This is a genomic window from Flavobacterium enshiense (assembly GCF_040750275.1).
GTDB classification, from domain to species: domain Bacteria; phylum Bacteroidota; class Bacteroidia; order Flavobacteriales; family Flavobacteriaceae; genus Flavobacterium; species Flavobacterium enshiense_B.
On the sequence record NZ_JBDOCV010000005.1, the window covers coordinates 48,415 to 71,962 of the forward strand.

The 23,548-nt window shown below is 39.9% G+C and carries 22 protein-coding genes and 1 tRNA gene; 13 read left to right on the forward strand and 10 right to left on the reverse strand.

Annotated elements, in window-relative coordinates; genetic code table 11:
- Window positions 1–255 precede the first annotated feature (255 nt).
- Window positions 256–1,767: a glutamate--tRNA ligase gene (gene gltX / locus ABGT15_RS09335; protein ID WP_367231151.1), complete on the forward strand. Its 1,512-nt coding sequence runs from the start codon at window positions 256–258 to the stop codon at window positions 1,765–1,767.
- Window positions 1,768–1,888: 121 nt separating this feature from the next.
- Here gltX and ABGT15_RS09340 read toward each other — a convergent pair whose 3' ends face one another.
- The 4 genes from ABGT15_RS09340 to ABGT15_RS09355 form a co-directional block, all read right to left on the reverse strand.
- Window positions 1,889–2,590, reverse strand: a complete 702-nt coding sequence (locus tag ABGT15_RS09340) for an outer membrane beta-barrel protein (RefSeq protein WP_367231152.1) — start codon at window positions 2,588–2,590, stop codon at window positions 1,889–1,891.
- A gap of 4 nt (window positions 2,591–2,594) precedes the next feature.
- A complete protein-coding gene (locus ABGT15_RS09345) occupies window positions 2,595–3,182 on the reverse strand; it encodes a hypothetical protein (protein ID WP_367231153.1) in 588 nt (195 codons plus the stop codon).
- A 21-nt stretch (window positions 3,183–3,203) separates the two neighbouring features.
- A complete protein-coding gene (locus ABGT15_RS09350; RefSeq protein WP_367231154.1) occupies window positions 3,204–3,938 on the reverse strand; it encodes a hypothetical protein in 735 nt (244 codons plus the stop codon).
- 69 nt (window positions 3,939–4,007) lie between these two features.
- Window positions 4,008–4,667 (reverse strand): PorT family protein, encoded by a 660-nt coding sequence (locus ABGT15_RS09355; RefSeq protein WP_367231155.1) that lies wholly within the window; start codon window positions 4,665–4,667, stop codon window positions 4,008–4,010.
- Between the two features lie 100 nt (window positions 4,668–4,767).
- On the opposite strand from ABGT15_RS09355, the gene ABGT15_RS09360 reads away from it, so the two are divergent.
- Entirely contained in the window at window positions 4,768–5,733 is a 966-nt protein-coding gene (locus ABGT15_RS09360) for an SPFH domain-containing protein (RefSeq protein ID WP_367231156.1), read from the forward strand.
- A 244-nt stretch (window positions 5,734–5,977) separates the two neighbouring features.
- Here ABGT15_RS09360 and ABGT15_RS09365 read toward each other — a convergent pair whose 3' ends face one another.
- Entirely contained in the window at window positions 5,978–7,666 is a 1,689-nt protein-coding gene (locus ABGT15_RS09365; protein WP_367231157.1) for a glutamine--tRNA ligase/YqeY domain fusion protein, read from the reverse strand.
- A gap of 84 nt (window positions 7,667–7,750) precedes the next feature.
- On the opposite strand from ABGT15_RS09365, the gene folB reads away from it, so the two are divergent.
- Window positions 7,751–8,110 (forward strand): dihydroneopterin aldolase, encoded by a 360-nt coding sequence (gene folB / locus ABGT15_RS09370; RefSeq protein WP_367231158.1) that lies wholly within the window; start codon window positions 7,751–7,753, stop codon window positions 8,108–8,110.
- 31 nt (window positions 8,111–8,141) lie between these two features.
- Here folB and ABGT15_RS09375 read toward each other — a convergent pair whose 3' ends face one another.
- Window positions 8,142–10,085: an LTA synthase family protein gene (locus tag ABGT15_RS09375; protein ID WP_367231159.1), complete on the reverse strand. Its 1,944-nt coding sequence runs from the start codon at window positions 10,083–10,085 to the stop codon at window positions 8,142–8,144.
- Window positions 10,086–10,206: 121 nt separating this feature from the next.
- On the opposite strand from ABGT15_RS09375, the gene ABGT15_RS09380 reads away from it, so the two are divergent.
- A tRNA-Cys gene (locus ABGT15_RS09380) sits at window positions 10,207–10,277 on the forward strand.
- A 76-nt stretch (window positions 10,278–10,353) separates the two neighbouring features.
- On the opposite strand, the gene ABGT15_RS09385 is transcribed toward ABGT15_RS09380, so the two are convergent.
- From ABGT15_RS09385 to rnr, 3 genes are all read right to left on the reverse strand, one after another.
- On the reverse strand, window positions 10,354–11,043 hold the full coding sequence (locus ABGT15_RS09385) for a LysE family translocator (RefSeq protein WP_367231160.1): 690 nt from the start codon (window positions 11,041–11,043) through the stop codon (window positions 10,354–10,356).
- Between the two features lie 74 nt (window positions 11,044–11,117).
- Window positions 11,118–11,807 (reverse strand): head GIN domain-containing protein, encoded by a 690-nt coding sequence (locus ABGT15_RS09390; RefSeq protein WP_367231161.1) that lies wholly within the window; start codon window positions 11,805–11,807, stop codon window positions 11,118–11,120.
- Between the two features lie 309 nt (window positions 11,808–12,116).
- Window positions 12,117–14,294 carry a ribonuclease R gene (gene rnr, locus ABGT15_RS09395; RefSeq protein ID WP_367231162.1) on the reverse strand — a complete coding sequence of 726 codons (2,178 nt, stop codon included), beginning with the start codon at window positions 14,292–14,294 and terminating at the stop codon, window positions 12,117–12,119.
- A 109-nt stretch (window positions 14,295–14,403) separates the two neighbouring features.
- On the opposite strand from rnr, the gene ABGT15_RS09400 reads away from it, so the two are divergent.
- From ABGT15_RS09400 to ABGT15_RS09410, 3 genes are read left to right on the forward strand one after another with little or no spacing between them, the layout of a single operon-like run.
- The gene (locus ABGT15_RS09400) at window positions 14,404–14,643 is read left to right on the forward strand and encodes a putative signal transducing protein (RefSeq protein ID WP_367231163.1); all 240 of its coding nucleotides are present in this window, start codon (window positions 14,404–14,406) and stop codon (window positions 14,641–14,643) included.
- Window positions 14,644–14,678: 35 nt separating this feature from the next.
- On the forward strand, window positions 14,679–15,110 hold the full coding sequence (gene rpiB / locus ABGT15_RS09405) for a ribose 5-phosphate isomerase B (RefSeq protein WP_367231164.1): 432 nt from the start codon (window positions 14,679–14,681) through the stop codon (window positions 15,108–15,110).
- 53 nt (window positions 15,111–15,163) lie between these two features.
- Window positions 15,164–16,075, forward strand: coding sequence for a cation diffusion facilitator family transporter (locus ABGT15_RS09410; RefSeq protein ID WP_367231165.1), 912 nt, complete (start codon window positions 15,164–15,166; stop codon window positions 16,073–16,075).
- Here ABGT15_RS09410 and ABGT15_RS09415 read toward each other — a convergent pair.
- Entirely contained in the window at window positions 16,072–16,356 is a 285-nt protein-coding gene (locus tag ABGT15_RS09415; protein ID WP_367231166.1) for a DUF1294 domain-containing protein, read from the reverse strand. The two genes, ABGT15_RS09410 and ABGT15_RS09415, sit on opposite strands and share 4 nt — an antisense overlap.
- A 32-nt stretch (window positions 16,357–16,388) precedes the next feature.
- Between ABGT15_RS09415 and ABGT15_RS09420 the strand changes: the two genes are divergently transcribed.
- The 6 genes from ABGT15_RS09420 (at window position 16,389) to ABGT15_RS09445 (ending at window position 23,546) form a co-directional block, all read left to right on the forward strand.
- Entirely contained in the window at window positions 16,389–18,542 is a 2,154-nt protein-coding gene (locus ABGT15_RS09420) for a Tex family protein (protein ID WP_367231167.1), read from the forward strand.
- A gap of 198 nt (window positions 18,543–18,740) precedes the next feature.
- Window positions 18,741–19,313, forward strand: coding sequence for an N-acetyltransferase (locus ABGT15_RS09425; protein ID WP_367231168.1), 573 nt, complete (start codon window positions 18,741–18,743; stop codon window positions 19,311–19,313).
- Window positions 19,282–20,493, forward strand: coding sequence for an argininosuccinate synthase (locus ABGT15_RS09430; RefSeq protein WP_367231169.1), 1,212 nt, complete (start codon window positions 19,282–19,284; stop codon window positions 20,491–20,493). The genes ABGT15_RS09425 and ABGT15_RS09430 overlap by 32 nt, the downstream gene beginning before the upstream one ends.
- Window positions 20,480–21,442, forward strand: a complete 963-nt coding sequence (argC, locus tag ABGT15_RS09435; RefSeq protein WP_367231170.1) for an N-acetyl-gamma-glutamyl-phosphate reductase — start codon at window positions 20,480–20,482, stop codon at window positions 21,440–21,442. Before ABGT15_RS09430 ends, argC begins: the two co-directional genes overlap by 14 nt.
- Before the next feature lie 35 nt (window positions 21,443–21,477).
- Entirely contained in the window at window positions 21,478–22,602 is a 1,125-nt protein-coding gene (locus ABGT15_RS09440; RefSeq protein ID WP_367231631.1) for an aspartate aminotransferase family protein, read from the forward strand.
- Window positions 22,599–23,546, forward strand: coding sequence for an N-acetylornithine carbamoyltransferase (locus ABGT15_RS09445; protein ID WP_367231171.1), 948 nt, complete (start codon window positions 22,599–22,601; stop codon window positions 23,544–23,546). The genes ABGT15_RS09440 and ABGT15_RS09445 overlap by 4 nt, the downstream gene beginning before the upstream one ends.
- The last annotated feature ends 2 nt before the right edge of the window (window positions 23,547–23,548 follow it).

Genomic DNA, 23,548 nt, shown 5'->3' on the forward strand with positions numbered 1-23,548 from the left:
ATAACCGTAATTTCATTAACAATGTTAAATTTTGCTGTTAAATCATTACCAAAAAAATATCTTTTACTGAATTTTATTCACAATTTATAAGTGTGAAATAACGTAAAGTTTAAGTAAATCTTTTAAAATAAAGAAGTTATACAACCTTTAGCGTTATCAACAATTGTCAATAATTTAAAACGATATGTAAAAAACTATAAACCGTAAACTATAAACTGTAAACTTAAAAGTATCTTTGCACAAAATTCAGTAAAAATGTCAAAACCGGTTAGAGTGCGTTTTGCACCAAGCCCTACAGGGCCTTTACATATAGGTGGTGTGCGTACTGCCTTGTTTAATTATTTATTTGCTAAAAAGCACGGTGGTGTTTTTTATTTACGTGTGGAAGATACCGACCAAAACCGTTTCGTTCCCGGAGCGGAAGCCTATATAATGGAAGCCTTGGAATGGTTAGGTATTGCCCCCGATGAAACTGTGGGTAAAAATGAAAAATTTGGGCCGTACCGCCAGAGCGAACGCAAATCGTTATACAAGCAATATGCCGACCAATTAATTGATTCGGGTTGGGCCTATTACGCTTTTGACTCGGCAGAAGATTTGGATCAGTTGCGAAAAAATGCGGAAGAAGCCGGAAATACCTTCATTTACAACCATACAGTTCGCGAACATCTGGATAATTCTTTAACCAATACTGCAGAAAAAGTAGCGGAACGAATTGCTAATGGAGATGACTATGTGATCCGCTTCAAAACACCGGTTAATGAAACGTTACATTTAAAAGACATCATCCGTGGTGACATTAAATTTGATACCAACTTATTAGACGATAAAGTATTGTTTAAAAGTGACGGAATGCCAACGTATCACTTAGCCAATATTGTAGACGACCATTTAATGGAAACTTCTCATGTTATCCGAGGAGAAGAATGGTTGCCTTCCCTCCCACTTCACGAATTGCTATACAAAGCTTTCGGTTGGGACGCTCCGGAATTTGCGCATTTACCTTTGATTTTAAAACCGGTTGGTAACGGAAAATTATCAAAACGCGATGGCGATAAACTAGGATTTCCGGTATTTCCTTTGGACTGGACTGATCCAATTTCAGGAGAAACATCTTCAGGTTACCGAGAAAAAGGATTCTTCCCGGAAGCAGTAGTAAATTTTTTAGCGTTATTAGGCTGGAACGACGGCACCGATCAGGAATTGTTTGCACTGAACGAATTGGTTGAAAAATTCGATTTGAACCGTGTGCACAAAGCCGGGGCAAAATTCGATCCGGAAAAAAACAAATGGTTCAATCAGCATTACCTGAAATTACAATCCGATGAATCCTTAGCGGAGAATTTTCTTCCGATGCTAGCAGCAAGAGGCATTGTTGCAGATAAAGCGTATGTAACTAAAGTGGTAAGTTTGGTAAAAGAACGGGCTACTTTTGCATCGGATTTCTATGAGTTATCGGATTTCTTTTTCGTAGCCCCTGCTTCGTATGATGAAAAAGCGGCTAAAAACTGGAAAGAAGAAACACCGGGTTTACTTCAGGAACTGATTTCGGTATTGGAAAACATCGGGGATTTTACCTCCGTAAACATCGAAACAATTGTAAAAGACTGGATGACGAAAAACGAAATTGGTATGGGTAAAGTAATGCAGCCGTTCCGCTTGAGTTTGGTTGGTGCGCTGAAAGGCCCTCACCTCTTCGATATTGTGGAAATGATCGGTAAAGAAGAAACGATTATACGATTACAAAAAGCGATTACTACTTTATAAAAAGAAAAAGCCCCGAAAATGTCGGGGCTTTTTTATTGCTAATTTAGTACTACACTTAGGATAAGTAGTACAGCAGGCTGTGTAATTTTATACAAACGTTGCTAAAATTTTCACAGTTGGATTAACGGCTTTTTTTAATCCTTTTCAGAATAACATACGATACGGACAAGGAAACGGAATTTAATTTACCTTCCAATTCTTTACCGGTATAACGATGGTTATCGTCATAACTGTTCATTTCAACCCCTTTTAAACGGTTGTTCATGCCTAAGGTATAACGCAAATCAAATTTAAGATTGTTATAGCCGCCGGTAAGACCAACACCAAGATCAAAATTAACTTTTGACATGTTCCCGAAACTGTTTTCTTCCAATAAATACGGTAAGTAATATTTATCGCTTACGTCTGCGCCTTGTGCAGGTGTAAATTCACCTAAAAAACCTACGTTAAATCCAGCCTGTGGCCCAACAAAGAAAGTATCCTGATCCGGTTTCAACACATAGTAATTAAAGTAAGCGCCAAGATCAAGCGTACCGGAAGTATATTTTACTTCGCTGACATTTTGATAAGTATTATCAACAGCTTTTAAATTGAACATTCTCTGGTTAAGACCTAATTCTACCTGATAATTGTAGCTTTCATGGTAGCCCATAGAGAAAATTAGCCCAAGTTTATAACCAAATCCGGGATCGGCTAATAAATCCGAAGATTTTAATTCGGTTTGTGATGCACCAACACTGGCATACCATGCTCTGGGTGCCTGTGCGTAAGTACAAAACGTAAATAGTAAAGCGGTAATCGTATAAAGTATATTCTTTTTCATTTTTTTAGTTACATTTTAAAAGGTAGGGTTTATCAAAGAAACCCAGGACATTAAGGTGTTTATCATCATTATCTTCAAATTCGTTGAAACGCTCCAGTAAAGCTTCACAACCCGCAAAATGTTTGTTCATGAACGGTGTTATCTTAGCGCGGGCGCCAATATATATATTGGACGTATTGAATTCGATATAATCCAATATCTGGTTATTGTTATCTACAAAATAGATGTTGTAATGGGATGTTGAAGAATATTTTCCAACAACCTGATAGGTATAACACAATAGTTTTCGATCTTCAGATTCCGCCATCACGAAGTATGCGGTTTCTTTTTTAGGCTTTCCTTTCGGAGAGATTAATTTGAATGATTTGAATAACATCGGTCCAATAACCGCATAATCAAGATCTTTGAACCGGATGTATTTTTCCCAATCTTTTCCATCTTCTGCATACGAAAGACGTTCGTCAATAACGATAATTTCTACCGTATCGTCTCGCATTACGGTTTTCTTACCTTTTTTATCAAAAAAATAAGTGCTTTGTGCCAACACTCCTGTTGTAATAAAACAGAAGAGTACTACTAACATTTTTTTCATAGGACGACAGTACTTTGTGGATTATTCTTCCGTAATTTTTACTGTTCCGGTGTAAGAAGAACTCGTATTCTCTTCATAATAAAAAGGAACAGAACATAAAACAGCGTACATTTTTCCATTGCTGTACGAAACTAATACCTCACCGGTTTTGGCAAAATATTCGGTGATATTGCTATAAACATAGCCCGTAGTATTGGTTACTGTAACCTGATTAGCAGTCATATTACTTCCCGGAGGAACAATTGTATACATTCCTGCACTTGGATAATCCGAACTGGCGAAGGTTATCTCAAGAGAACTGTTCGATTCTCCGCCACGCAATTGGAATGTGTTTTCGCCAGTCTGTACCGCCGTTGTACTGTAATACGATACGGGGTAGAATAAATGTGAAAAAGTTCCAGTATTGTTATTTGGTGTACAAGTGATTGTATTGTTAATCACGTTAACGGTAGTACTAATTTCTTCGGTGGCACAGATACCTTTAGTGATGGTCAGTTTATAAGTCCCTCCCATCGCTGCCGTTGCTGCCGGTATAACTGGATTTTGCTGATCCGATTCAAAACCGTTTGGTCCGGTCCAGTGGTAGGTAGCTTCGTAAGCAGGCGCATCTGTGGAGGAAAGTTGTATTTCGTCTCCGGACATAACCGGTGAATTACTGCTGATGCTCGGATCAGGAAGAATACAAGTAACCGGTTCTTTACTATCACAGCTTGACAGGAGAACCACTCCTAATAAAACAGGTAAAATTTTTCTCATTAAGGGTAAATTAGGGTTATTAAAATTTTTGCAAATATATACGTTTCTGTTTGTTCTATTTTTTACGAACTACAAATTAAATAAGAGCTGACCGCTTAGAATTCCTAAGTGTCCTTTAAAACTTTCGTTGTTATTGGCCAGTTTTACTTCCTCTTTTTTGTTTAGGTTGTTTAAAATATTGTTCATACCGAATTGATAATTCACTATGGCGCGTACTCTACTGTTACCGGCCGTAATACCCACATACAAATTTCCGTTTATCTTATTGATATCGGTTATTTGTTTGGCTGTCAATGCAGTACCGGATATTATATTATTCTCATAATCCCCTTCAAATTTAAGTTTATCGTTAACCTGAAGTACCGGTCCGAAATCCAGTGAGGCATGATTTTTTATCAAATTGTAACTCAAAAGCAAACGGATTTGAGCTCCCATCACTTTATACTTAACCTCTTGTTTTTGCAGAAAAGGGGAAACAGTAGGTACTGAAAAATTGTTTTCTGAAAACTGCATTCCGAAAATCATACTGAAATTGTTATAATAATTTCCGCGAACCTGCATTCCGGCTGCCCAACCCAATTCCGGTTTCGTATCAAAATTAGAGGTAATCATATTAGTATGGGTCACACCACCATAGATGCCAATGCGGTTTCCATCGCGATATCCGTGTTGTGCAAAAGCCGCCGTTGTCAGAAAAATAGCGACCAAAAGGAAGGATTTTTTCGTCATAAATTTAAAAATTTGAGCAAATGTAAACTTATTTATACGATTTCTGTAACATTTATCGCGGCTATGCGTATAATCTTATAAAACCAATAAACTATATCATATGATAACTTTACCAATTTTTGCAGTACTGGGAATCTTTCTTTTGTTTGCCGCTTTATTTACTGTAAAGCAACAAACGGCTGTTGTGGTGGAACGATTTGGAAAATTCAACAGCATCCGTCAATCGGGTCTGCAACTTAAAATACCGGTTTTTGACCGTATTGCCGGACGTGTAAATCTGCGCATTCAGCAGTTGGACGTGGTAATTGAAACCAAAACCAAAGACAACGTTTTCGTTAAGATGAAAGTATCCGTGCAATTTAAAGTGATTCAGGAAAAAGTTTACGATGCATTTTACAAACTGGAATATCCTCACGATCAGATCACTTCTTATGTTTTTGACGTAGTACGTGCCGAAGTACCGAAATTAATTTTAGATGATGTTTTCGTTCGTAAAGACGATATTGCCATTGCGGTTAAAAGGGAATTAAACGAAGCCATGATGACTTACGGTTACGACATCATCAACACTTTGGTTACCGATATCGATCCGGATGTTCAGGTAAAACAAGCGATGAACCGTATCAACGCGGCAGACCGTGAGAAAACCGCAGCGGAATATGAGGCTGAAGCACAACGTATTAGAATTGTAGCCAAAGCCAAAGCTGAAGCGGAAAGCAAACGTTTGCAAGGTCAAGGTATTGCCGATCAGCGTAGAGAAATTGCTCGAGGATTGGTGGAAAGTGTTGAAGTTTTGAACAACGTTGGCATTAATTCACAGGAAGCTTCCGCATTAATTGTGGTAACGCAACATTACGATACTTTACAGGCGATTGGCGCTGATACCAATTCGAATTTAATTTTGTTACCCAATTCACCGCAAGCCGGAAGTGATATGTTAAATAATATGGTAGCTTCTTTTACGGCGAGCAATCAAATTGGAGAAACGATGAAAAACCAACCGAAGCGTAACAAGAAAAAAGACGATCACACTTCTTTGGATTTTAATCCTTCGGATCCATCTTAAAAAGATGAAAAAATATAAAAAAGAGGTTCGAAAGACCTCTTTTTTATTTTAAAGCGATTTCCTAAACGATTTTTCTAAAAAGACGCGTCAGGGTTATTGTTTTTTTTTCTTCGCTCTAACTTAAAATATTAAAGACGATTTTAATAGATTAAATTTATAGAATTTAAAAATTAATAATAAAAACAAATAATAAAAAAATCCGCTAATTAGCGGATTTTGTATTGAAATAATTTATAGTGTAAAATTAGTCTTCTTTGGCTTCCAATTTTGCCCAGGTATCTCTTAGTCCAACCGTTTTGTTGAAAACCAATTTTTCTTTGGTCGAATCACGGTCCACACAAAAATAACCCAAGCGCTGGAATTGGAATCGGTCACCATCTTGAGCGGTTTGTAAACTCGGTTCCAAATAACCGGTAATAGTTGTTAAGGAATTTGGGTTGATATAGGTTTTGAAATCCACCTCTTTATCACCATCCGGATTCTCATGGGTGAACAAACGGTCGTACAAACGCACTTCGGCCTCCAGAGCATGGGGTACCGAAACCCAGTGAATAGTTCCTTTTACCTTACGCATGCTGGCTTCCGAACCGCTTCCACTTCGGCTGTCTTCGTCATACGTGGCGTGAATTTCTATGATTTTTCCGTCAGCATCTTTTATAACACTTTCTCCTTTAATGATATAGGCATTTTTCAGGCGCACTTCCGTTCCTAAGGTCAAGCGGAAAAACTTCTTATTGGCTTCTTCCTGAAAATCTTCTCTTTCGATATACAGTTCCTTGGAAAAAGGGACTTGTCTGTACGTCATCACTTCTTCTTCCGGATTGTTCTCGGCCTCCAACCATTCGGTTTTATCGTCCGGATAATTGGTAATAACCAGTTTTACAGGGTCTAAAACGCCCATAACACGTGGTGTAATTTTATTTAAATCTTCGCGAACACAAAATTCCAACAAGGAAACGTCAATTAAATTGGTACGTTTGGCAATCCCAATAGTATCCGCAAAATTACGGATGGACATTGGTGTATAACCTCTTCGGCGCATACCGGAAATCGTACTCATTCGCGGATCGTCCCAACCCGTAACATGTCCTTCCTGAACCAATTGCAGTAATTTACGTTTGGAAACCACCGTATGGGATAAATTTCTTCTGGCAAATTCACGTTGTTTCGGACGTACTTTACTGGAATCGAATATGTTATCTAAAAACCAATCGTATAATTCACGGTGGGGTAAGAACTCTAATGTACAGAAAGAGTGTGAAATTTGTTCTAAATAATCACTTTCTCCATGTGCCCAATCGTACATAGGGTAGATGCACCATTTGTCACCGGTTCTGTGGTGGTGTTTGTGTAGAATACGGTACATGATCGGGTCACGCATTAACATGTTCGGTGAGGCCATGTCAATTTTAGCACGCAAAATATGGGTACCTTCCTCGAATTCGCCATTCTTCATTTTTTCGAACAACTCCAGATTTTCTTCCACGGAACGGTTACGGTAAGGACTGTCAGTACCGGCTTGTGTTGGGGTTCCTTTCTGTTTTGCCATTTCTTCCGAAGACTGATTGTCTACATAGGCTTTCCCTTTCTTAATCAGTTCAATAGCCCAGTCGTACAACTGCTGAAAATAATCGGAAGCATAACATTCATTTGCCCAAGTAAAACCCAACCATTCTACATCGCGTTTGATGGCATCCACATATTCCTGTTCTTCCTTTGCCGGATTGGTGTCGTCGAAACGAAGGTTAACCGGGGCTTTATAATCGATTCCCAAACCGAAATTCAGACAGATCGCACTGGCATGACCCACGTGTAGGTAGCCGTTAGGTTCCGGTGGAAAACGAAAACGCAATTTATCGTTGGACAAACCATTTTTTAAATCTTCTTCAATGATTTGCTCTATAAAATTCAATGATTTTTCTTTCGTTGACATAGATTTTATGTAATTTTAGCAAAGATAAGTTTAATTAGTCAATTTGAAAATTTGCAGATTTGAAAATGACTGCAAAAAGACACTATGGGAATCATTAAATTAAAAAATATCCGAACTTTTTCGTTTCACGGTTGTCTGGTGGAAGAAAGCAAGATAGGTTCTGACTATACTGTCGACCTGGAAATCAAAACAGATTTACGAAAATCTTCTTTCTCCGATGAATTGGCGGATACCGTGGATTATGTACATCTGAACAAAATTGTGGTCGAAGAAATGGCCATTCGTTCCAAATTATTGGAGCATGTGGCACAACGCATTATTGCGCGAATCTTTAAAGAAACGCCGGCGGTGTCCCGAATTATTGTAAGTGTTTCCAAAATTAACCCGCCAATAGGAGGGGATGTGGAAGCCGTAACCATCCAGATGGAAGAATACAGAAGTTAAAAAAGCCGAAGCATTTGCTTCGGCTTTTTCTTTATTTTTTCTTATCGCGTAGTTTGTATTTTCGTTCCTTGTACAGATTTCCTGCCGCCGTTACGTGTGCGAGGGCATCTTTTGCGAGTTCCGGATCCAGTTTAACAGGAGTAAGGGTGGTGTCATTTTTAATTTCGAACTGCAATGGTTCTTTATTAGGTTGCATGATTACCACCTGATTCTCTACCCGGAACGCATTAATGTCGTGAAACTGCATGATGGCACGTCCCTTGGTATCCGGTTTAATCTGAGAAATGTTTCGTCCGGGCATCGGTATTTCCACTTTTGTTCCAATCATGTTTAATAGGGTTGGAGGGATATCGATCTGACTTAACAGTTTGTCATAGCTTTGTCCTTTAGGAACTCCAGGGCCTATTATCAGAGCCGGAATATGGAATTTATGAATGGGAACCAGATGTTTTCCATAGGTTCTGGTGTTGTGATCGGCAATAACGATGAAAATGGTGTTTTTGAAATAGTCTTCTTTTTTAGCCAGTTCAAAGAATTTGCCAATGGAAAAATCAGCATATTTCATGGCATTATTTACCGTATTCTTGGTTTTATCATAGAGTTGAATTCGGCCATCAGGGAATTCGAAAGGCTCATGATTGGAGGTGGAAAACATCAAGGAGAAGAATGGTTTTGAACCTTGCGATTTAAAATAATCGTTGGCTTTGGCGGCCAAATCTTCATCAGAATAACCCCAAGTTCCTTTTAAGGCGTATTTTTTTCCGTCTTTATTAAAATCGGTTTCGTCGATAATGTTATCAAAACCATTTCCGTTGAAAAAGGAAGCCATGTTATCAAAATTAGCCATACCGCCGTAGATGAAACTGGTATCGTATCCTTGTCTTTTCAATACATCTGCCAAAGTGAAAAAACCGTTTTGTGAGTTGCTTAATTTTACTACACTTTCAGACGGAGACGGTAAAAAACCGGTCACGACAGCTTCAATTCCTCGTACACTTCGGGTTCCGGTGCAGTATAAGTTGGTAAACAACAAACCTTCTTTTGAAAGCTTGTCCAATTCCGGGGTTAGCGGCAATCCGCCTAGGCTTCCCACATATTCCGCACCCAAACTTTCCTGAAGAAAAACCACCAGATTGTATGGTTTTTTCTGTAGGGAATCGGGATGTTGAACGTGTAGCAAAGGCAGGTCTTTATCCGTAAAGTCGTCTGGTTGTGCCGTCATGTATTTCTTCACGCGCTCGTAGGCTTCTGCCGCATCCATCTTACCATACATTTTCGCGGAATTGTCTTCATTTTTTAAAGAGTATGCCGCGAACCCAACGGTGTATAACGAATTCAATCCCAGACAATTTGTTAACTGATCCATTGAAAAGACAGCATTACTGGCATTAATAGGTCGTTTGGAAGTTAAACTGGAACGGGCGCCGAAAAACAATAAAAAGCCCACCAATGGGAATACTAACAGTTTAATTTTATAATCGTTTTCTTTTGGATAGAATAATTTCTTTCCTTGTTTAAAAGCAAAGAACAGCGCTGCTCCTAAAACCACAAAAGTAAAAATCATGGATGGGAGGTAGCTTTTTATCAGTGTTCCGATAACTTCTTTCGGATAAATAAGGTAATCCAGAAACAAGCGGTTCGGTCGGGTGTCGTACTGTTTAATGAAATCCGGAGTGGTTAATTCCATCAGCAATAACAGAAAAAGAAACAGAATGAAATACCCATTTAAAAATTTTCTGAAATACTGCAGGGCTTTATCCGGTAAAAAGGAAATCAGTACTGCCGGTACTATACTAAGGTAACATAAAATAATCAGGTCAAAACGAAGCCCGATCGGAAAGATGTACCAATAGTTTTCCGTAGCCGTAATCCGGTCGTTGAAAATAAAAAACAAAATGGCACGGCTTAATGTTGTGATTAATAAGCCGATAAGAATAAAATTCAAAATTGGTTTTAGATGTTGGAGCTTTTTCATGAGAAATTTGGTTCTGATGCGGAACCAAAAATAAACTTAAATATTGCAAAAATTATAGATTTAATTAAAAAATCGCTTGCCAAAGTCTAAATATTATGTAAATTTGCCCACCAATGCATACGGCATCGTGTCCGAGTGGCTAGGAAGCGGTCTGCAAAACCGTCTACAGCGGTTCGAATCCGCTCGATGCCTCAGAGAACCTTCAGGGAAACCTGGAGGTTTTTTTGTATCCTCCCGGCAATAAAAAAAGCAACCTCATGGCTGCTTGTTATTGTGCTTTCTCTTCAATTTTTTCCAAGGTGTCTTTTACAAATTCTTTTTCTTTAGGAAACCAGCCTTGGAGCATTAGTGCCATTCCGAAAACAATTAGTAAAACACTGCTTACTTTTTTTACTTTGATGATGTTGGTAGGGGTTAGTTTTCTTCGCAATTGTTTAGCCAGGAGAACTTTTCCGATATCTGTAAAAAGATAAGCGCCCAATACAGCCGAAAAGAAAATGACCATTCGTGAGGTTTCCATATCCAGTTTAGGACCGAAGGCAATAATAATGGCCAGCCAGAAGCCTAGTACGCCAATGTTGATGAAATTCAACAGAAATCCTTTAATGAACAAGCTGAAGTAATCTTTTTTAATCATTTCAACCACTTCTTCATCCGGATCAATGTTCTTATGGGCTTTACGCAGTTTCAAAAAGGTAATCAGACCATACGTGAACATGATGATGCCACCGAAAATAAACAACGCCGGATCATCTTTAATGCTTTGAATCAATCGGTAGCTGCTAAAATAGGCTACGGCGATAAAGAAAATATCGGCAATCACAACCCCTAAATCAAACGACATGGCCGCGCGGAAACCTTTGGTAATACTGGTTTCTATGAGGACAAAAAAAACAGGGCCAATCATAAAACTGAGAAAGAACCCTAAGGGAATTCCGGCCAGAATGTCGTTAATCATGTGGTTGGTGTTATGCTTACAAAGATACTGTTTTTAAATTCCAAAAGGTAATTCCAAAAACCAAAAGCACCGCATTATTTGGATTTTTTGGACAAGTTGTGCTGATGGATGTTACCGCCAGCCACCGTTTTCTGGTTGATCTGTTTCGGATTACCGTAAATAGTAATGCTTCCTCCGGCACGGGTTTTGGCATCGACCAATTCAGTAGCCGTTACATCGGCTTCGCCACCAGCATTCACCACAACTACAGTTTGTTCACCTTCTAAAGCGCTGGCTTTTACCGTTCCGCCACCGGAAACTACAATATCCTGATTTTGGGCTTTACCGGTTAGGCGTACCATCGCACCCGAACTGGATTTTACGGTAACTCTTTTGGTGTCAAGAACTAGTTTTATTTCAGCACCTTCTTTTGCATTCACACTAAAATCAACTGCGGAAAAGACGGCAGGGCTGGACACATAGGCTCCTTCACTGGCCTCTACACCTTCCAGTTTTTTAAAATAAACAATAGCGGTAATTTCTTCGCCTTTCAGCAATCCTTTGAAAGGCATACGGATTTTAAGTTCGCCGTTTTTGTTGATTAATTCCACTTCATTGCTGCGCTCTCCGGACAATTCCACTTTGGTTTCGGTGCCTTGAATAAGTTGTACCGAAATTTTATCAAAAGCTTTTACAACGCTGAAATCACCAACATTTTTAGTGGTTTTATTTTGGGAGAATCCAACAAAGGAAAACAATAAAAGGGTTAGGGCTATTTTTCTCATAAGTATTTAAAATAAAGAATCGGAATATTTAAAATAAAAGATAATACACAAAGCTACCACAATCAGAAACTGCATAAAATTTAACAAAATCCGGTTATTGATGATCTTTTTCATCAGTAGATCAAACAGTAAAAAGGGAATGGAGCACAATAAGAAAACAATCAATAAAGCGCTGAATATCTCATGATTCGAATCCTCGGGATTATAGGTAATAATTTCAAACAGTGAAAACGCTAAAATAGCAATCGCAATACTGTTAAATATTGAAATATGTTTCAGAATATAGCGTATAAACTTTCTCATAGTAAATTATTCGTTTCTACGGATAAAATGGAAATCTAATTGTTTTTTTACCAAATCGGCATTTTTAACCTTAACATACACTTCGTCACCCAATTGTAAGATGTTATGCGACATTTCACCGACCAAGGCATACTGTTTTTCATCAAACGTATAATAATCGTCTTTTATTTCACGGATGCGCACCATGCCTTCACATTTGTTTTCGATGATTTCCACATAAATGCCCCATTCAGTCACACCGGAAATTACGCCTAAAAACTCCTGATCTTTATGATCCTGCATGTATTTCACCTGCATATATTTCACGGAATCGCGTTCGGCATTAGCGGCCATATTTTCCATTTGGGAAGAATGTACACATTTTTCTTCAAACGTTTCCGCATCGGCCGATTTGCCGCCGTCTAAATAATATTGCAGCAAACGGTGTGCCATTACATCCGGATAACGTCGAATCGGGGAGGTGAAATGGGAATAATAATCGAAAGCCAAACCATAATGTCCGATGTTTTCGGTAGAGTACACCGCTTTGCTCATGCTTCGGATGGCCAAGGTATCCACTAAATTCTGTTCTTTTTTCCCGTTCACGTCTTCCAGCAAAGTGTTCAACGATTTGGAAATACTGTCGCGTGACTTAAAGTTCAGGCTGTAGCCGAATTTTGCAATCACGGTTTGCAGGTTGATCAATTTGTCTTCATTCGGTTCGTCGTGGATACGGTACACAAAGGTTTTTTTCTGTTTCCCGATAAATTCCGCGACTTTTCGATTGGCCAGCAACATGAATTCTTCAATTAAATGATTGGCATCTTTGGCTACTTTGAAGTATACACCTATCGGTTCGTCGTTGTCGTCCAACTTGAATTTCACTTCCACTTTATCGAAGGAAATTGCACCGTTGGCCATACGTTTTCTGCGCATGATTTTCGCCAGTTCGTCTAATTTTAAGGTAGCGTTTACAATTTCTGCTGGAACCTGATATTGTACTCCGGTTAAAGAAATCTCTTCCGGAATGACATCGCCTTTGGTTTCAATAATGTGTTGTGCTTCTTCATAGGCAAAACGCTGATCGGAATAGGTAACCGTTCTTCCAAACCACTGATTTAGCAATTCAGCTTTATCGTTCAGTTCAAAAACGGCCGAAAAGGTATATTTTTCTTCGTGTGGACGTAGGGAACAGGCGAAGTTACTCAGCACTTCCGGTAACATCGGCACGACTCTGTCTACCAAATACACCGAGGTCGCGCGCTTATAGGCTTCTTCTTCCAGAATGGTGCCTTCCTGCACGTAATGCGACACATCGGCAATATGGATTCCGATTTCGTAATTGCCGTTTTCCAATACCTTGAAGGAAAGTGCATCGTCAAAATCTTTGGCATCTTTCGGATCGATGGTGAAGGTCAGCGTATCGCGCATGTCGCGGCGTTTGGCAATTTCTTCCGCCGTAATCGAAGTATCCAGTTTTTTAGCGAAGGTTTCCACTTCAATCGGGAAATCGTACGGTAAACCATATTCCGCTAAAATCGCATGGATTTCGGTATCGTGTTCACCGGGTTTTCCCAGTACTTTGATGACTTCTCCAAAAGGACTGTCGGCTTTTTTTGGCCAGTCCTGCATTTTTACCAACACGACATCGCCGTTTTGTGCCTCACCGATTCTGTCTTTCGGAATGAAAATATCAGTGTACATTTTAGCGTTAGCGGTCGTTAAAAAGGCAAAGTTTTTCTGGATGTCGATGACTCCGACAAACTCGGTTCGGGCTCTTTCCAGGATTTCCAATACTTCGGCTTCCGGACGACGGGAACTTCTACGGTTGTACACATATGCTCGAACTTTGTCACCGTCTAAGGCATGGTTGAGGTTTTGGAACGGAATAAAAACGTCATGTTCCAAATCCGGACACACCAAATAACCGGTTTTACGGCTGGTCATGTCTACCGTACCTTCGTAATATTCGGTTTTGGCAATGATTTTGAATTTGCCTTTTTCTACTTCCTGAATTTTTTCCTTGGAAGTCAGATAGCCTAATTCTTTAATGATCTCGTTGCGGCTTTTGGTGTCGTTAAGCTCCAGTGCTGCTGCTATTTGTTTGTAATTGAAAGTCTTATTAGGGTCTTGTGCTAAAATCTTAAAAATCTTTGCAGAAAAATCTTGTTGTTTTTTTCCGCTTTTGTGAAACTTCTTACTCATTTTCTCTTGCTATTATTGCTGAAAATTACGAATAACAAATAACAAATCAGAATTTACGCATTAGAATTATGGAAAAAATAACTTTCGTATCTTTAATAAAAGTTTTTTTATGAACGATTTTGTAACTGTTGCCGTTTTTGATTATCCGCATGAAATAACGGTGTTGAAACATCTTTTAGAACAAAGGAATATTCCGCATTATTTTGAAAATGAAATGATGATGAACATTGCTCCGATGTATTCACAGGCCTTGGGCGGCATTAAACTGAAAGTGCATCCGGAAGATCTGGAAACGGTAAAAGAAATTGTTAAAAAGTTGGATGACGAATCGAATTTAAAAATCGTTTGAATTACCTTTGCTGCAAACAAAACAAACACAACACCATGATCATCTCAATCGGAAACGACCACGCCGGTCCTGACTACAAAAACGCAATTGTAAAACATTTAGAAGAAAAAGGACATACCGTAATCAATCACGGAACCGATACGTTTGACAGCGTGGATTATCCTGATTTTGGTCATGCGGTGGCTTCCGATGTGGAAAACGGTAAAGCCAACTTCGGCATCATCATCTGCGGCAGCGGAAACGGAATTGCCATTACGGCTAACAAACACCAAGGTGTTCGCGCAGCGCTATGTTGGATCAACGAAATTGCGGCTTTGGCCCGTCAGCACAACGATGCGAACATCATCAGTATTCCAGCGCGTTATACCAACATCAAACAAGCAGTGGAAATGGTAGAAACCTTCTTAACCACAGATTTTGAAGGCGGAAGACACGCCACAAGAGTGAATAAAATTGCTTGCCAATAATACAATCCAAATCCGATTTTCTAAAGAATCGGATTTTTTTTAACTTTAATGTTATGGAGCATAATCACAACCATCGAATCCATAACCATAATGTCGAAGGGAAGAATCTGGTGTATTCGATTTTACTGAATGTGCTGATTACCCTGGCGCAGGTAGTGGGTGGCGTGCTTTCCGGTAGCCTGGCGTTGATTTCCGATGCGTTGCACAATTTTAGTGATGTGCTTTCGTTGCTCTTCAGTTACGTGGCACATAAACTGTCGCGAAGGAAAGCGTCTATTAATCAAACCTTCGGTTTAAAACGCGCTGAACTCATTGCTGCGTTTGTGAATTCTTTCACCTTGGTTCTGGTGGCGTTGTATTTAGTGTATGAAGCGATAATTCGTTTTTTCGAACCTAAAGAAATTGCTTCCGATACGGTAATTTGGCTGGCTTTATTGGGTATAGTGGCCAATGGAATTTCGGTTTTATTGTTGAAGAAAGATGCCGATCACAATCTGAACATGAAATCAGCCTATTTGCATTTGCTGACCGACATGATGGCATCTGTGGCGGTTTTAGTGGGTGGTTTACTGATGAAGTATTTTCAGATTTACTGGATTGACAGCGTCATGACGTTGCTCATTGCGATTTACCTTATTGTGGTCGGTGCTGATTTGTTGAAAAAATCGACCCAGATGTTAATGCTTTTTACACCAGAGCACATCGACATTAAAGAAATTGTGCGTGAAGCACATAAAATTCCGGGGATTAATAAATTGTATCATATTCACGTTTGGCATCTTAACGAGGAAGAACTGCACCTGGAAGCCCACCTGGATTGTTCGGAAGACATTCGAATGCGTGAATTTAACGATTTGCTGCACGAACTTGAAGAGATGTTGTTCGAGAAATTCGGTATTAACCATGTGAACATCCAACCGGAATTTCGTAAAGAAGATCCAAAGGATTTTATTGTGCAAGATTAATTTTTCAGATAAAACCAGACACAAGCGAGCTGAAGGATTACGATTCCAAAATACAACAAAAGATAACTTCTCTTTGCTGTTTTATGCCGAAACAGAAGCATTCCAATACCGGCACCAACCGTCCCGCCAACCAGAATCATCCCCAACAACACTCTTTCTGGAATGCGTCTTTTCTGATGAACAGCGAGCCATTTATCGATTCCATTGGCGAAAAAAGCCAATCCGTTTACAAGTAATCCGTAGGTAAAAATAGGTTGCATTTCTTGAAATAATCGTTCCAAAGATAGTATTTTAGCAGTCTTATTTCAATTCCATGACAAACATTGATTTCATATTAAAAACGGTTGTTACCGCCTCCAAAAACATAGAAGCCACCTTACAATTGTTAGCAGAAGACTGCACGATTCCCTTCATTGCCCGTTATCGTAAAGACAAAACCGGCAATCTGGATGAGGTGCAAATCGAACAAATTGCCAAGCTCAGCAAACAGTTTGACGAAATCGTAAAACGTAAAGACAGTATTTTAAAATCCATTGAAGAACAAAATGCGCTATCTCCGGAATTGAAATCCAAAATTGAGAACAGCTTTGATCTGCAAGAGCTGGAAGACCTCTATCTGCCTTATAAAAAGAAAAAGAAAACCAAAGCCGATGCCGCCCGTGAAAACGGATTAGAACCTTTGGCCAAAATCATCATGGCGCAGAATTCGGACGATGTGGAATATATCGCCTCGAAATATTTAAACGATAAAGTTGCCAACGAAGACGAAGCCTTGCAAGGTGCTCGTGACATTATTGCTGAATGGATTAACGAAAACATCTACATCCGTAAAAACCTGAGACGGTTGTTTCAGCGCAAAGCCGTTATCGAAACCAAAGTGGTAAAGGCGAAGAAAGACGAAGATGGGGCTAAGAAATTCGAACAGTATTTCGAATGGAGCGAACCTGTTACCAAAGCACCGGCGCACCGATTACTAGCCATGCTTCGTGCTGAAAGTGAGGGTTTTGTAAAACTTTCTGTAGCGATTGAAAAAGAAGAAGCCTTAGGGTTTATCGAAGAAAATACCATTAAAAGCAAAAATGACCCGAGGAGGAACGACGAACTGGCGGAGCAAACGGCCGACCACCTGCGTTTAGCCATCAAAGACAGCTACAAACGATTGCTGGAACCGGCGATTTCCAATGAGACGTTACAAGAAGCGAAAGCCAAGGCAGATGTGAATTCCATTCAGGTTTTTGCCGCAAATTTGAGCCAGTTGTTATTAGCCTCTCCGTTGGGAGAAAAACGAATCTTGGCCATCGATCCGGGTTTTAGAACTGGTTGTAAAATTGTGTGTTTGGATGAGAAAGGTGATTTGTTGTACAACGAAACGATTTTTCCGCATGCACCGCAAAACGAAACGACTATGGCCATGAAGAAAGTCAAATCGATGGTGAATGCTTATAATATCGAAGCGATTTCTATTGGTAACGGAACGGCGAGTCGCGAAACAGAATTTTTTATCAAGAAAATAGCTTTTGACAAACCCGTACAAGTGTTTGTGGTGTCGGAAGCCGGAGCGTCGGTGTATTCCGCTTCTAAGATTGCCCGTGACGAATTCCCGAATTATGATGTGACGGTGCGTGGCGCTGTTTCTATTGGAAGACGACTTTCCGATCCATTAGCCGAGCTGGTAAAAATCGATCCAAAATCTATCGGCGTAGGCCAGTACCAACACGATGTGGATCAGTCTAAATTAAAAGAAGAACTGGACACGACCGTTATTCGTTGTGTGAATTCAGTTGGGATTAATATCAATACGGCGAGTAAAGCTTTGTTGAGTTATGTGTCCGGAATCGGGGAGAAGATGGCGGAAAATATTGTTACCTACCGTTCCGAAAATGGCCCGTTTGAAGACCGCAAGCAACTGAAAAAAGTACCACGTTTGGGCGAAAAAGCTTTCCAACAGGCAGCAGCATTTATCCGAATTAAAGATGGGAAGAACCCGCTAGACAACTCGGCGGTGCATCCGGAAGCGTATGGTATTGTGGAAAAAATGGCGAAGGATTTGGGCATCAAAACCCATGAATTGATTGCCAACAAGGAAAAAATTGCGACCATCAATGCAGACAATTATATCACCAACGACATCGGAATTTTGGGATTGAAAGACATCCTGAAAGAATTGGAAAAACCGGGCTTGGATCCGCGAAAAGCAGCCAAAGTGTTTGAATTTGATCCGACTGTAAAAACGATAAAAGATTTACACACCGGAATGGTGTTGCCGGGTATCGTGAACAACATTACAGCTTTCGGTTGTTTCGTGGATGTCGGAATTAAGGAAAGCGGATTGGTGCACATTTCCCAATTAAAAGCAGGTTTTGTAAGCGATGTGAACGAAGTAGTAAAACTTCACCAACACGTTCAGGTGAAAGTCGTGGAAGTGGATGAAGCCCGAAAACGTATTCAGCTGACGATGATTATCTGATAGTATTATATCTTGAATGAAAAGCCCTGGTTCCAATTCGGAACTAGGGCTTTTTGTTTGGATAAAATAGCTGAGAAATCAACAATAAACAGTTGATACGACTTGTTAAATTTATTTATAAAGACAAAATATCTGTTAAAATTCATAATAAAAAGATATTATATCTAATTATTGATATATTTGCATAAAAATTAATCTATGTTTAGTATTCAAATTGCAAATAATAACCACATTCACTTCGCGCAGAAGATATGCGATGAGATGGAGGCTTCCGCGAAAGTGAGAGGCACGGGTATTGCAAAGCGGTCAGCTGAATACATTGTGGAAAAAATTCAGGAAGGAAAAGCGGTTATTGCTTTGACAGAAAATAAGGAATGGGCAGGGTTTTGTTATATCGAGACCTGGCAGAATGAAGAATATGTGGCGAATTCGGGTTTGATCGTATCTCCGGAATTCCGTCAGAGCGGATTGGCGAGAATGATTAAATCCAAAATTTTTGAACTCTCCCGAACGAAATACCCTAATTCTAAAATTTTTGGATTGACCACAGGTTTGGCAGTGATGCGTATTAATTCGGAATTAGGCTATGAGCCGGTAACGTATTCGGAATTAACTACCGATGAAAAATTCTGGAAAGGATGCCAGAGCTGTGTGAATTTCGAAATCCTGCAAAGTAAAAAGTATAAAAATTGTTTGTGTACAGCCATGCTGTACGACACGGATAAAAAAGAACAGAAAAATGCAAAAGAAGAAAATAGTATTAGCGTATAGTGGTGGTTTGGACACGACCTATTGTGCGGTGTATCTGAGTAAAATTGAAAAGTACGAAGTACACGCAGTGACGATCAATACCGGGGCTTTCAATCAGGAAGAAATCGGAATATTGCAAGAAAAATCCCTGCAGTGCGGAGCGGTTTCTTACACTTGCATTGACGTGCGCAAAGAATATTATGAGGATTGCATCAAATACTTAATCTATGGTAACGTCTTGAAAAACGGAACCTATCCTTTAAGCGTCAGTGCCGAAAGAGCGGTTCAGGCGAAAAGTATTGCCGAGTATGCCATCAGTTTGGGAATCAATACCATTGCCCACGGAAGCACCGGCGCCGGAAACGATCAGGTGCGTTTTGACATGATTTTTAATCATCTGTTGCCCAATGTGGAAATCATTACACCCATCAGGGATAAAAAATTGAGCAGGGAAGAGGAAATCGAATTCCTGAAATCCCACGGGGTCAGTTTCAATTTTGAAAAAGCAGTCTACAGTATCAATAAAGGGCTTTGGGGCACTTCAGTTGGCGGGAAAGAAACCTTGACTTCATCTCAGAATTTACCTGAAGAAGCTTGGCCAACAAAAGTTACAGCTACCCATTCATTGGATATTACATTAACTTTTGATACTGGCGAATTGACAGCGGTTAATCATCAGTCATTTGAGCATCCTTCGGTGGCGATTGAATATTTACAGCAGTTGGCACAGCCTTTCGGAATCGGGAGACATATCCATGTGGGCGACACGATCATCGGAATCAAGGGAAGAGTAGGTTTTGAAGCCGCAGCGCCGGAATTGATTATCAAAGCACACCATTTATTGGAGAAACATACCTTGACTAAATGGCAATTGTTCTGGAAGGAGCAACTTTCAGGCTGGTACGGAAACTGGCTGCATGAAGGACAGATGCTGGATCCAACGATGAGAGATATAGAAGCTTTTTTGACTAATACCCAAAAAACCGTTAGCGGTGAGGTTTATATCACACTTCATCCGTACAGATACGAATTGAATGGGATCGAAAGTCCGTTTGATTTAATGTCGGCCAAATTTGGTTCGTATGGCGAAATGAATAACGGCTGGAGCGGTGAAGACGTGAAAGGATTCACGAAAATATTTGGCAACCAAACCTCGATTTACCATCAGGTTACTAAGGAAATGATACATGAAAACAATTAAGGTCGGAATTATTGGCGGAGCCGGTTATACAGCAGGGGAATTACTCAGAATACTGATTAATCATCCACAAGTGGAAATTGGTTTCGTGCACAGCAAAAGTAACGCCGGTAAGTTTGTTTATGAAGTGCATGATGATTTGTTCGGGGAAACCGATTTAAAATTTTCAGAGACTTTCGATTCGAATATCGATGTGGTTTTCTTATGTGTCGCTCATGGCGAAGCCAAAAAAATGGTGAGTGCGTTTTCAGCTTCTGTTAAAATAATCGATTTGAGTCAGGATTATAGAATTGCCGCTGAACATTCTTTCGTTTACGGATTACCGGAACTAAACAAGGAAGCCATTCAAAAAGCAAATTATATCGCAAATCCGGGCTGTTTTGCCACGGCAATCCAATTGGCACTTTTGCCTTTGGCCGAAGCGAGTCTGTTAAACGGGGAAGTTTATGCTTCATGCACAACAGGTTCAACTGGTGCCGGACAGTCTTTAGCAGAGACTTCGCACTTCAGTTGGAGACAGAATAATTTGTCGGTTTATAAAGCTTTTACGCATCAGCATTTGGCAGAGATTAACCAAAGTTTGTTACAGGTTCAGGAAAACTATTCGGGAAATCTGCACATTTTGCCGCAAAGAGGCTCTTTTACAAGAGGTATTTTGGCTTGCATCACCTTAAAATCGGATCAGTCAGTAGAGCAATTGACTGCTTTATATGAAGACAAATTCAAAGAGGAGCCTTTTGTGTTTGTATCGCTTAAGAACATTCATTTGAAACAAGTGGTGAACACAAATAAATGTTTGTTGTATCTGGAGAAAAACGGTGATGATGTAATGATTGTAAGCGTGATTGATAATTTATTGAAAGGAGCTTCCGGACAAGCCGTTCAGAATATGAACCTACTGTTCGGATTGCCCGAAACCACCGGTTTGAAATTAAAACCAAGCGCATTTTAATTATGGAAACAACAGTTATAAATAGTCCTTTACAAATGAATTTGTTTGAGGTGTATTCGGTAGCCGATATCGAAATCGTTAAAGCATTGGGTTCACAGTTATGGGACAAAAACGGAAAAGAATATTTGGATTTATACGGTGGTCATGCCGTGATTTCCATTGGTCACACACATCCTCATTATGTTATGCGCCTCACGGAACAGTTACAGAAAATCGGCTTTTATTCCAATTCAATTGTAATTGATCAGCAGAAGCAATTGGCGGCAAAACTGGGCCAACTTTCGGGTTATACCGATTATCAGCTGTTTTTATGCAATTCCGGTGCAGAAGCTAACGAGAATGCTTTTAAACTGGCCTCTTTCCATAATGGAAGAAAAAAAATCATCGCTTTTAGCAACGCTTTTCATGGTAGAACCTCACTGGCGGTTGCCTGCACGGACAATCCCGCAATTGTAGCGCCGGTGAACGAAAACAACAACACAACTTTTTTACCATTAAACGATATTAACGCTTTCGATCAGGCAGTAAACGATGAGGTGTGCTGTGTGATTATTGAGGGAATTCAGGGTGTAGCCGGAATCCAGGTTCCGGAGAAACAGTTTTTGCAATATGTAGCCCAAAAATGTAAGGAACTCGGTATTGTCCTGATTTTGGATGAAGTGCAATCGGGTTATGGAAGAACAGGTAAATTCTTTGCCCATCAACATGCCGATATTCAACCGGAAATCATTACGGTGGCCAAAGGAATGGGTAACGGATTTCCCATTGCCGGGGTTTTAATCGCGCCACATATTCAGCCGAAAAAGGAAATGCTTGGGACGACTTTTGGTGGGAATTATTTGGCCTGCGCAGCCGGATTAGCGGTTTTGGAAGTAATTGAAAAAGAGCATCTGATGGAGAATGCCCAAAAAATGGGAGAATACCTGAAGGAACAATTATACAGCATTCCGAATATCAAGGAAATAAGAGGAAAAGGATTAATGGTTGCCATCGAATTGTATGAGCCTTGTACTCCGGTCCGAAAAAGATTGTTGGAGGAATTCGGAATTTTTACCGGAACGGCAAGCAACAAAAATGTGTTGAGAATATTGCCATCCTTGGCTGTAACCGTTGCGGAATTGGACAAATTGTTAAATGCGCTAAGAATACTTTTGAAATGAAACATTTTACATCCATAAACGATATAGAAGACCCAATCGCTTTGGTAAAGGAAGCGATAACACTAAAAAAAGCTAATACGAAATCGGAAATCGGAAAAGGAAAAACCATCGGTTTGTTGTTCTTCAATTCGAGCCTGAGAACCAGAATGAGTACTCAAAAAGCCGCTCAAAACCTAGGCATGGAAGTCATGATCCTAAACGTAAACAATGACGGTTGGGCATTGGAATTTGAAGAAGGAGCCGTGATGAACAACAAAACAGTTGAACATATCAAAGATGCGGCAGCAGTGATGGGTTTGTATTGCGATATTCTGGCCATCCGTTGCTTTCCGAATCTGGAAAATAAAGAAGAAGATTACGCGGATAAAATTATTAATCAGTTTATTCAATATGCGAAAGTCCCTGTAGTGAGTCTGGAATCGGCGACGAGGCATCCTTTGCAAAGTTTGGCGGATATGATTACGATTCAGGAACACAAATCTAAAGAGAAACCAAAAGTGGTTTTGACCTGGGCTCCGCATATCAAACCGATTCCGCAGGTGGTGGGGAATTCCTTTGCCGAATGGACGCTGGCCAGCGGTTATGATTTGACCATCACGCATCCGGAAGGCTATGAATTGAGCGAAGAGTTTACAAAAGGAGCAACAATTGAAACGGATCAGCAAAAGGCGCTTCAGGATGCTGATTTTGTCTATGTGAAAAACTGGTCTTCGTATACGGATTACGGAAAAGTAGTACCCGTAGAAGAGGATTGGATGTTAACGAATGAAAAACTAAAGGTTACAAATTCGGCAAAAGTAATGCATTGTTTGCCGGTGAGAAGAAATGTTGAGTTGTCCGATGAGGTGCTGGACAGCGAAAATTCATTGATTTTGCAGCAAGCCGAAAACAGGATCTATGCAGCGCAGACCGTATTGAAAAAAATACTAGGATCTAATTCTTAAGG

Excerpts from the sequence above, each read along its gene's own strand:
- gltX (WP_367231151.1), top strand. The coding sequence starts at position 256 with ATGTCAAAACCGGTTAGAGTGCGTTTTGCACCAAGCCCTACAGGGCCT.
- ABGT15_RS09340 (WP_367231152.1), bottom strand. The coding sequence starts at position 2,590 with ATGAAAAAGAATATACTTTATACGATTACCGCTTTACTATTTACGTTT.
- ABGT15_RS09345 (WP_367231153.1), bottom strand. The coding sequence starts at position 3,182 with ATGAAAAAAATGTTAGTAGTACTCTTCTGTTTTATTACAACAGGAGTG.
- ABGT15_RS09350 (WP_367231154.1), bottom strand. The coding sequence starts at position 3,938 with ATGAGAAAAATTTTACCTGTTTTATTAGGAGTGGTTCTCCTGTCAAGC.
- ABGT15_RS09355 (WP_367231155.1), bottom strand. The coding sequence starts at position 4,667 with ATGACGAAAAAATCCTTCCTTTTGGTCGCTATTTTTCTGACAACGGCG.
- ABGT15_RS09360 (WP_367231156.1), top strand. The coding sequence starts at position 4,768 with ATGATAACTTTACCAATTTTTGCAGTACTGGGAATCTTTCTTTTGTTT.
- ABGT15_RS09365 (WP_367231157.1), bottom strand. The coding sequence starts at position 7,666 with ATGTCAACGAAAGAAAAATCATTGAATTTTATAGAGCAAATCATTGAA.
- folB (WP_367231158.1), top strand. The coding sequence starts at position 7,751 with ATGGGAATCATTAAATTAAAAAATATCCGAACTTTTTCGTTTCACGGT.
- ABGT15_RS09375 (WP_367231159.1), bottom strand. The coding sequence starts at position 10,085 with ATGAAAAAGCTCCAACATCTAAAACCAATTTTGAATTTTATTCTTATC.
- ABGT15_RS09385 (WP_367231160.1), bottom strand. The coding sequence starts at position 11,043 with ATGATTAACGACATTCTGGCCGGAATTCCCTTAGGGTTCTTTCTCAGT.
- ABGT15_RS09390 (WP_367231161.1), bottom strand. The coding sequence starts at position 11,807 with ATGAGAAAAATAGCCCTAACCCTTTTATTGTTTTCCTTTGTTGGATTC.
- rnr (WP_367231162.1), bottom strand. The coding sequence starts at position 14,294 with ATGAGTAAGAAGTTTCACAAAAGCGGAAAAAAACAACAAGATTTTTCT.
- ABGT15_RS09400 (WP_367231163.1), top strand. The coding sequence starts at position 14,404 with ATGAACGATTTTGTAACTGTTGCCGTTTTTGATTATCCGCATGAAATA.
- rpiB (WP_367231164.1), top strand. The coding sequence starts at position 14,679 with ATGATCATCTCAATCGGAAACGACCACGCCGGTCCTGACTACAAAAAC.
- ABGT15_RS09410 (WP_367231165.1), top strand. The coding sequence starts at position 15,164 with ATGGAGCATAATCACAACCATCGAATCCATAACCATAATGTCGAAGGG.
- ABGT15_RS09420 (WP_367231167.1), top strand. The coding sequence starts at position 16,389 with ATGACAAACATTGATTTCATATTAAAAACGGTTGTTACCGCCTCCAAA.
- ABGT15_RS09425 (WP_367231168.1), top strand. The coding sequence starts at position 18,741 with ATGTTTAGTATTCAAATTGCAAATAATAACCACATTCACTTCGCGCAG.
- ABGT15_RS09430 (WP_367231169.1), top strand. The coding sequence starts at position 19,282 with ATGCAAAAGAAGAAAATAGTATTAGCGTATAGTGGTGGTTTGGACACG.
- argC (WP_367231170.1), top strand. The coding sequence starts at position 20,480 with ATGAAAACAATTAAGGTCGGAATTATTGGCGGAGCCGGTTATACAGCA.
- ABGT15_RS09440 (WP_367231631.1), top strand. The coding sequence starts at position 21,478 with ATGAATTTGTTTGAGGTGTATTCGGTAGCCGATATCGAAATCGTTAAA.
- ABGT15_RS09445 (WP_367231171.1), top strand. The coding sequence starts at position 22,599 with ATGAAACATTTTACATCCATAAACGATATAGAAGACCCAATCGCTTTG.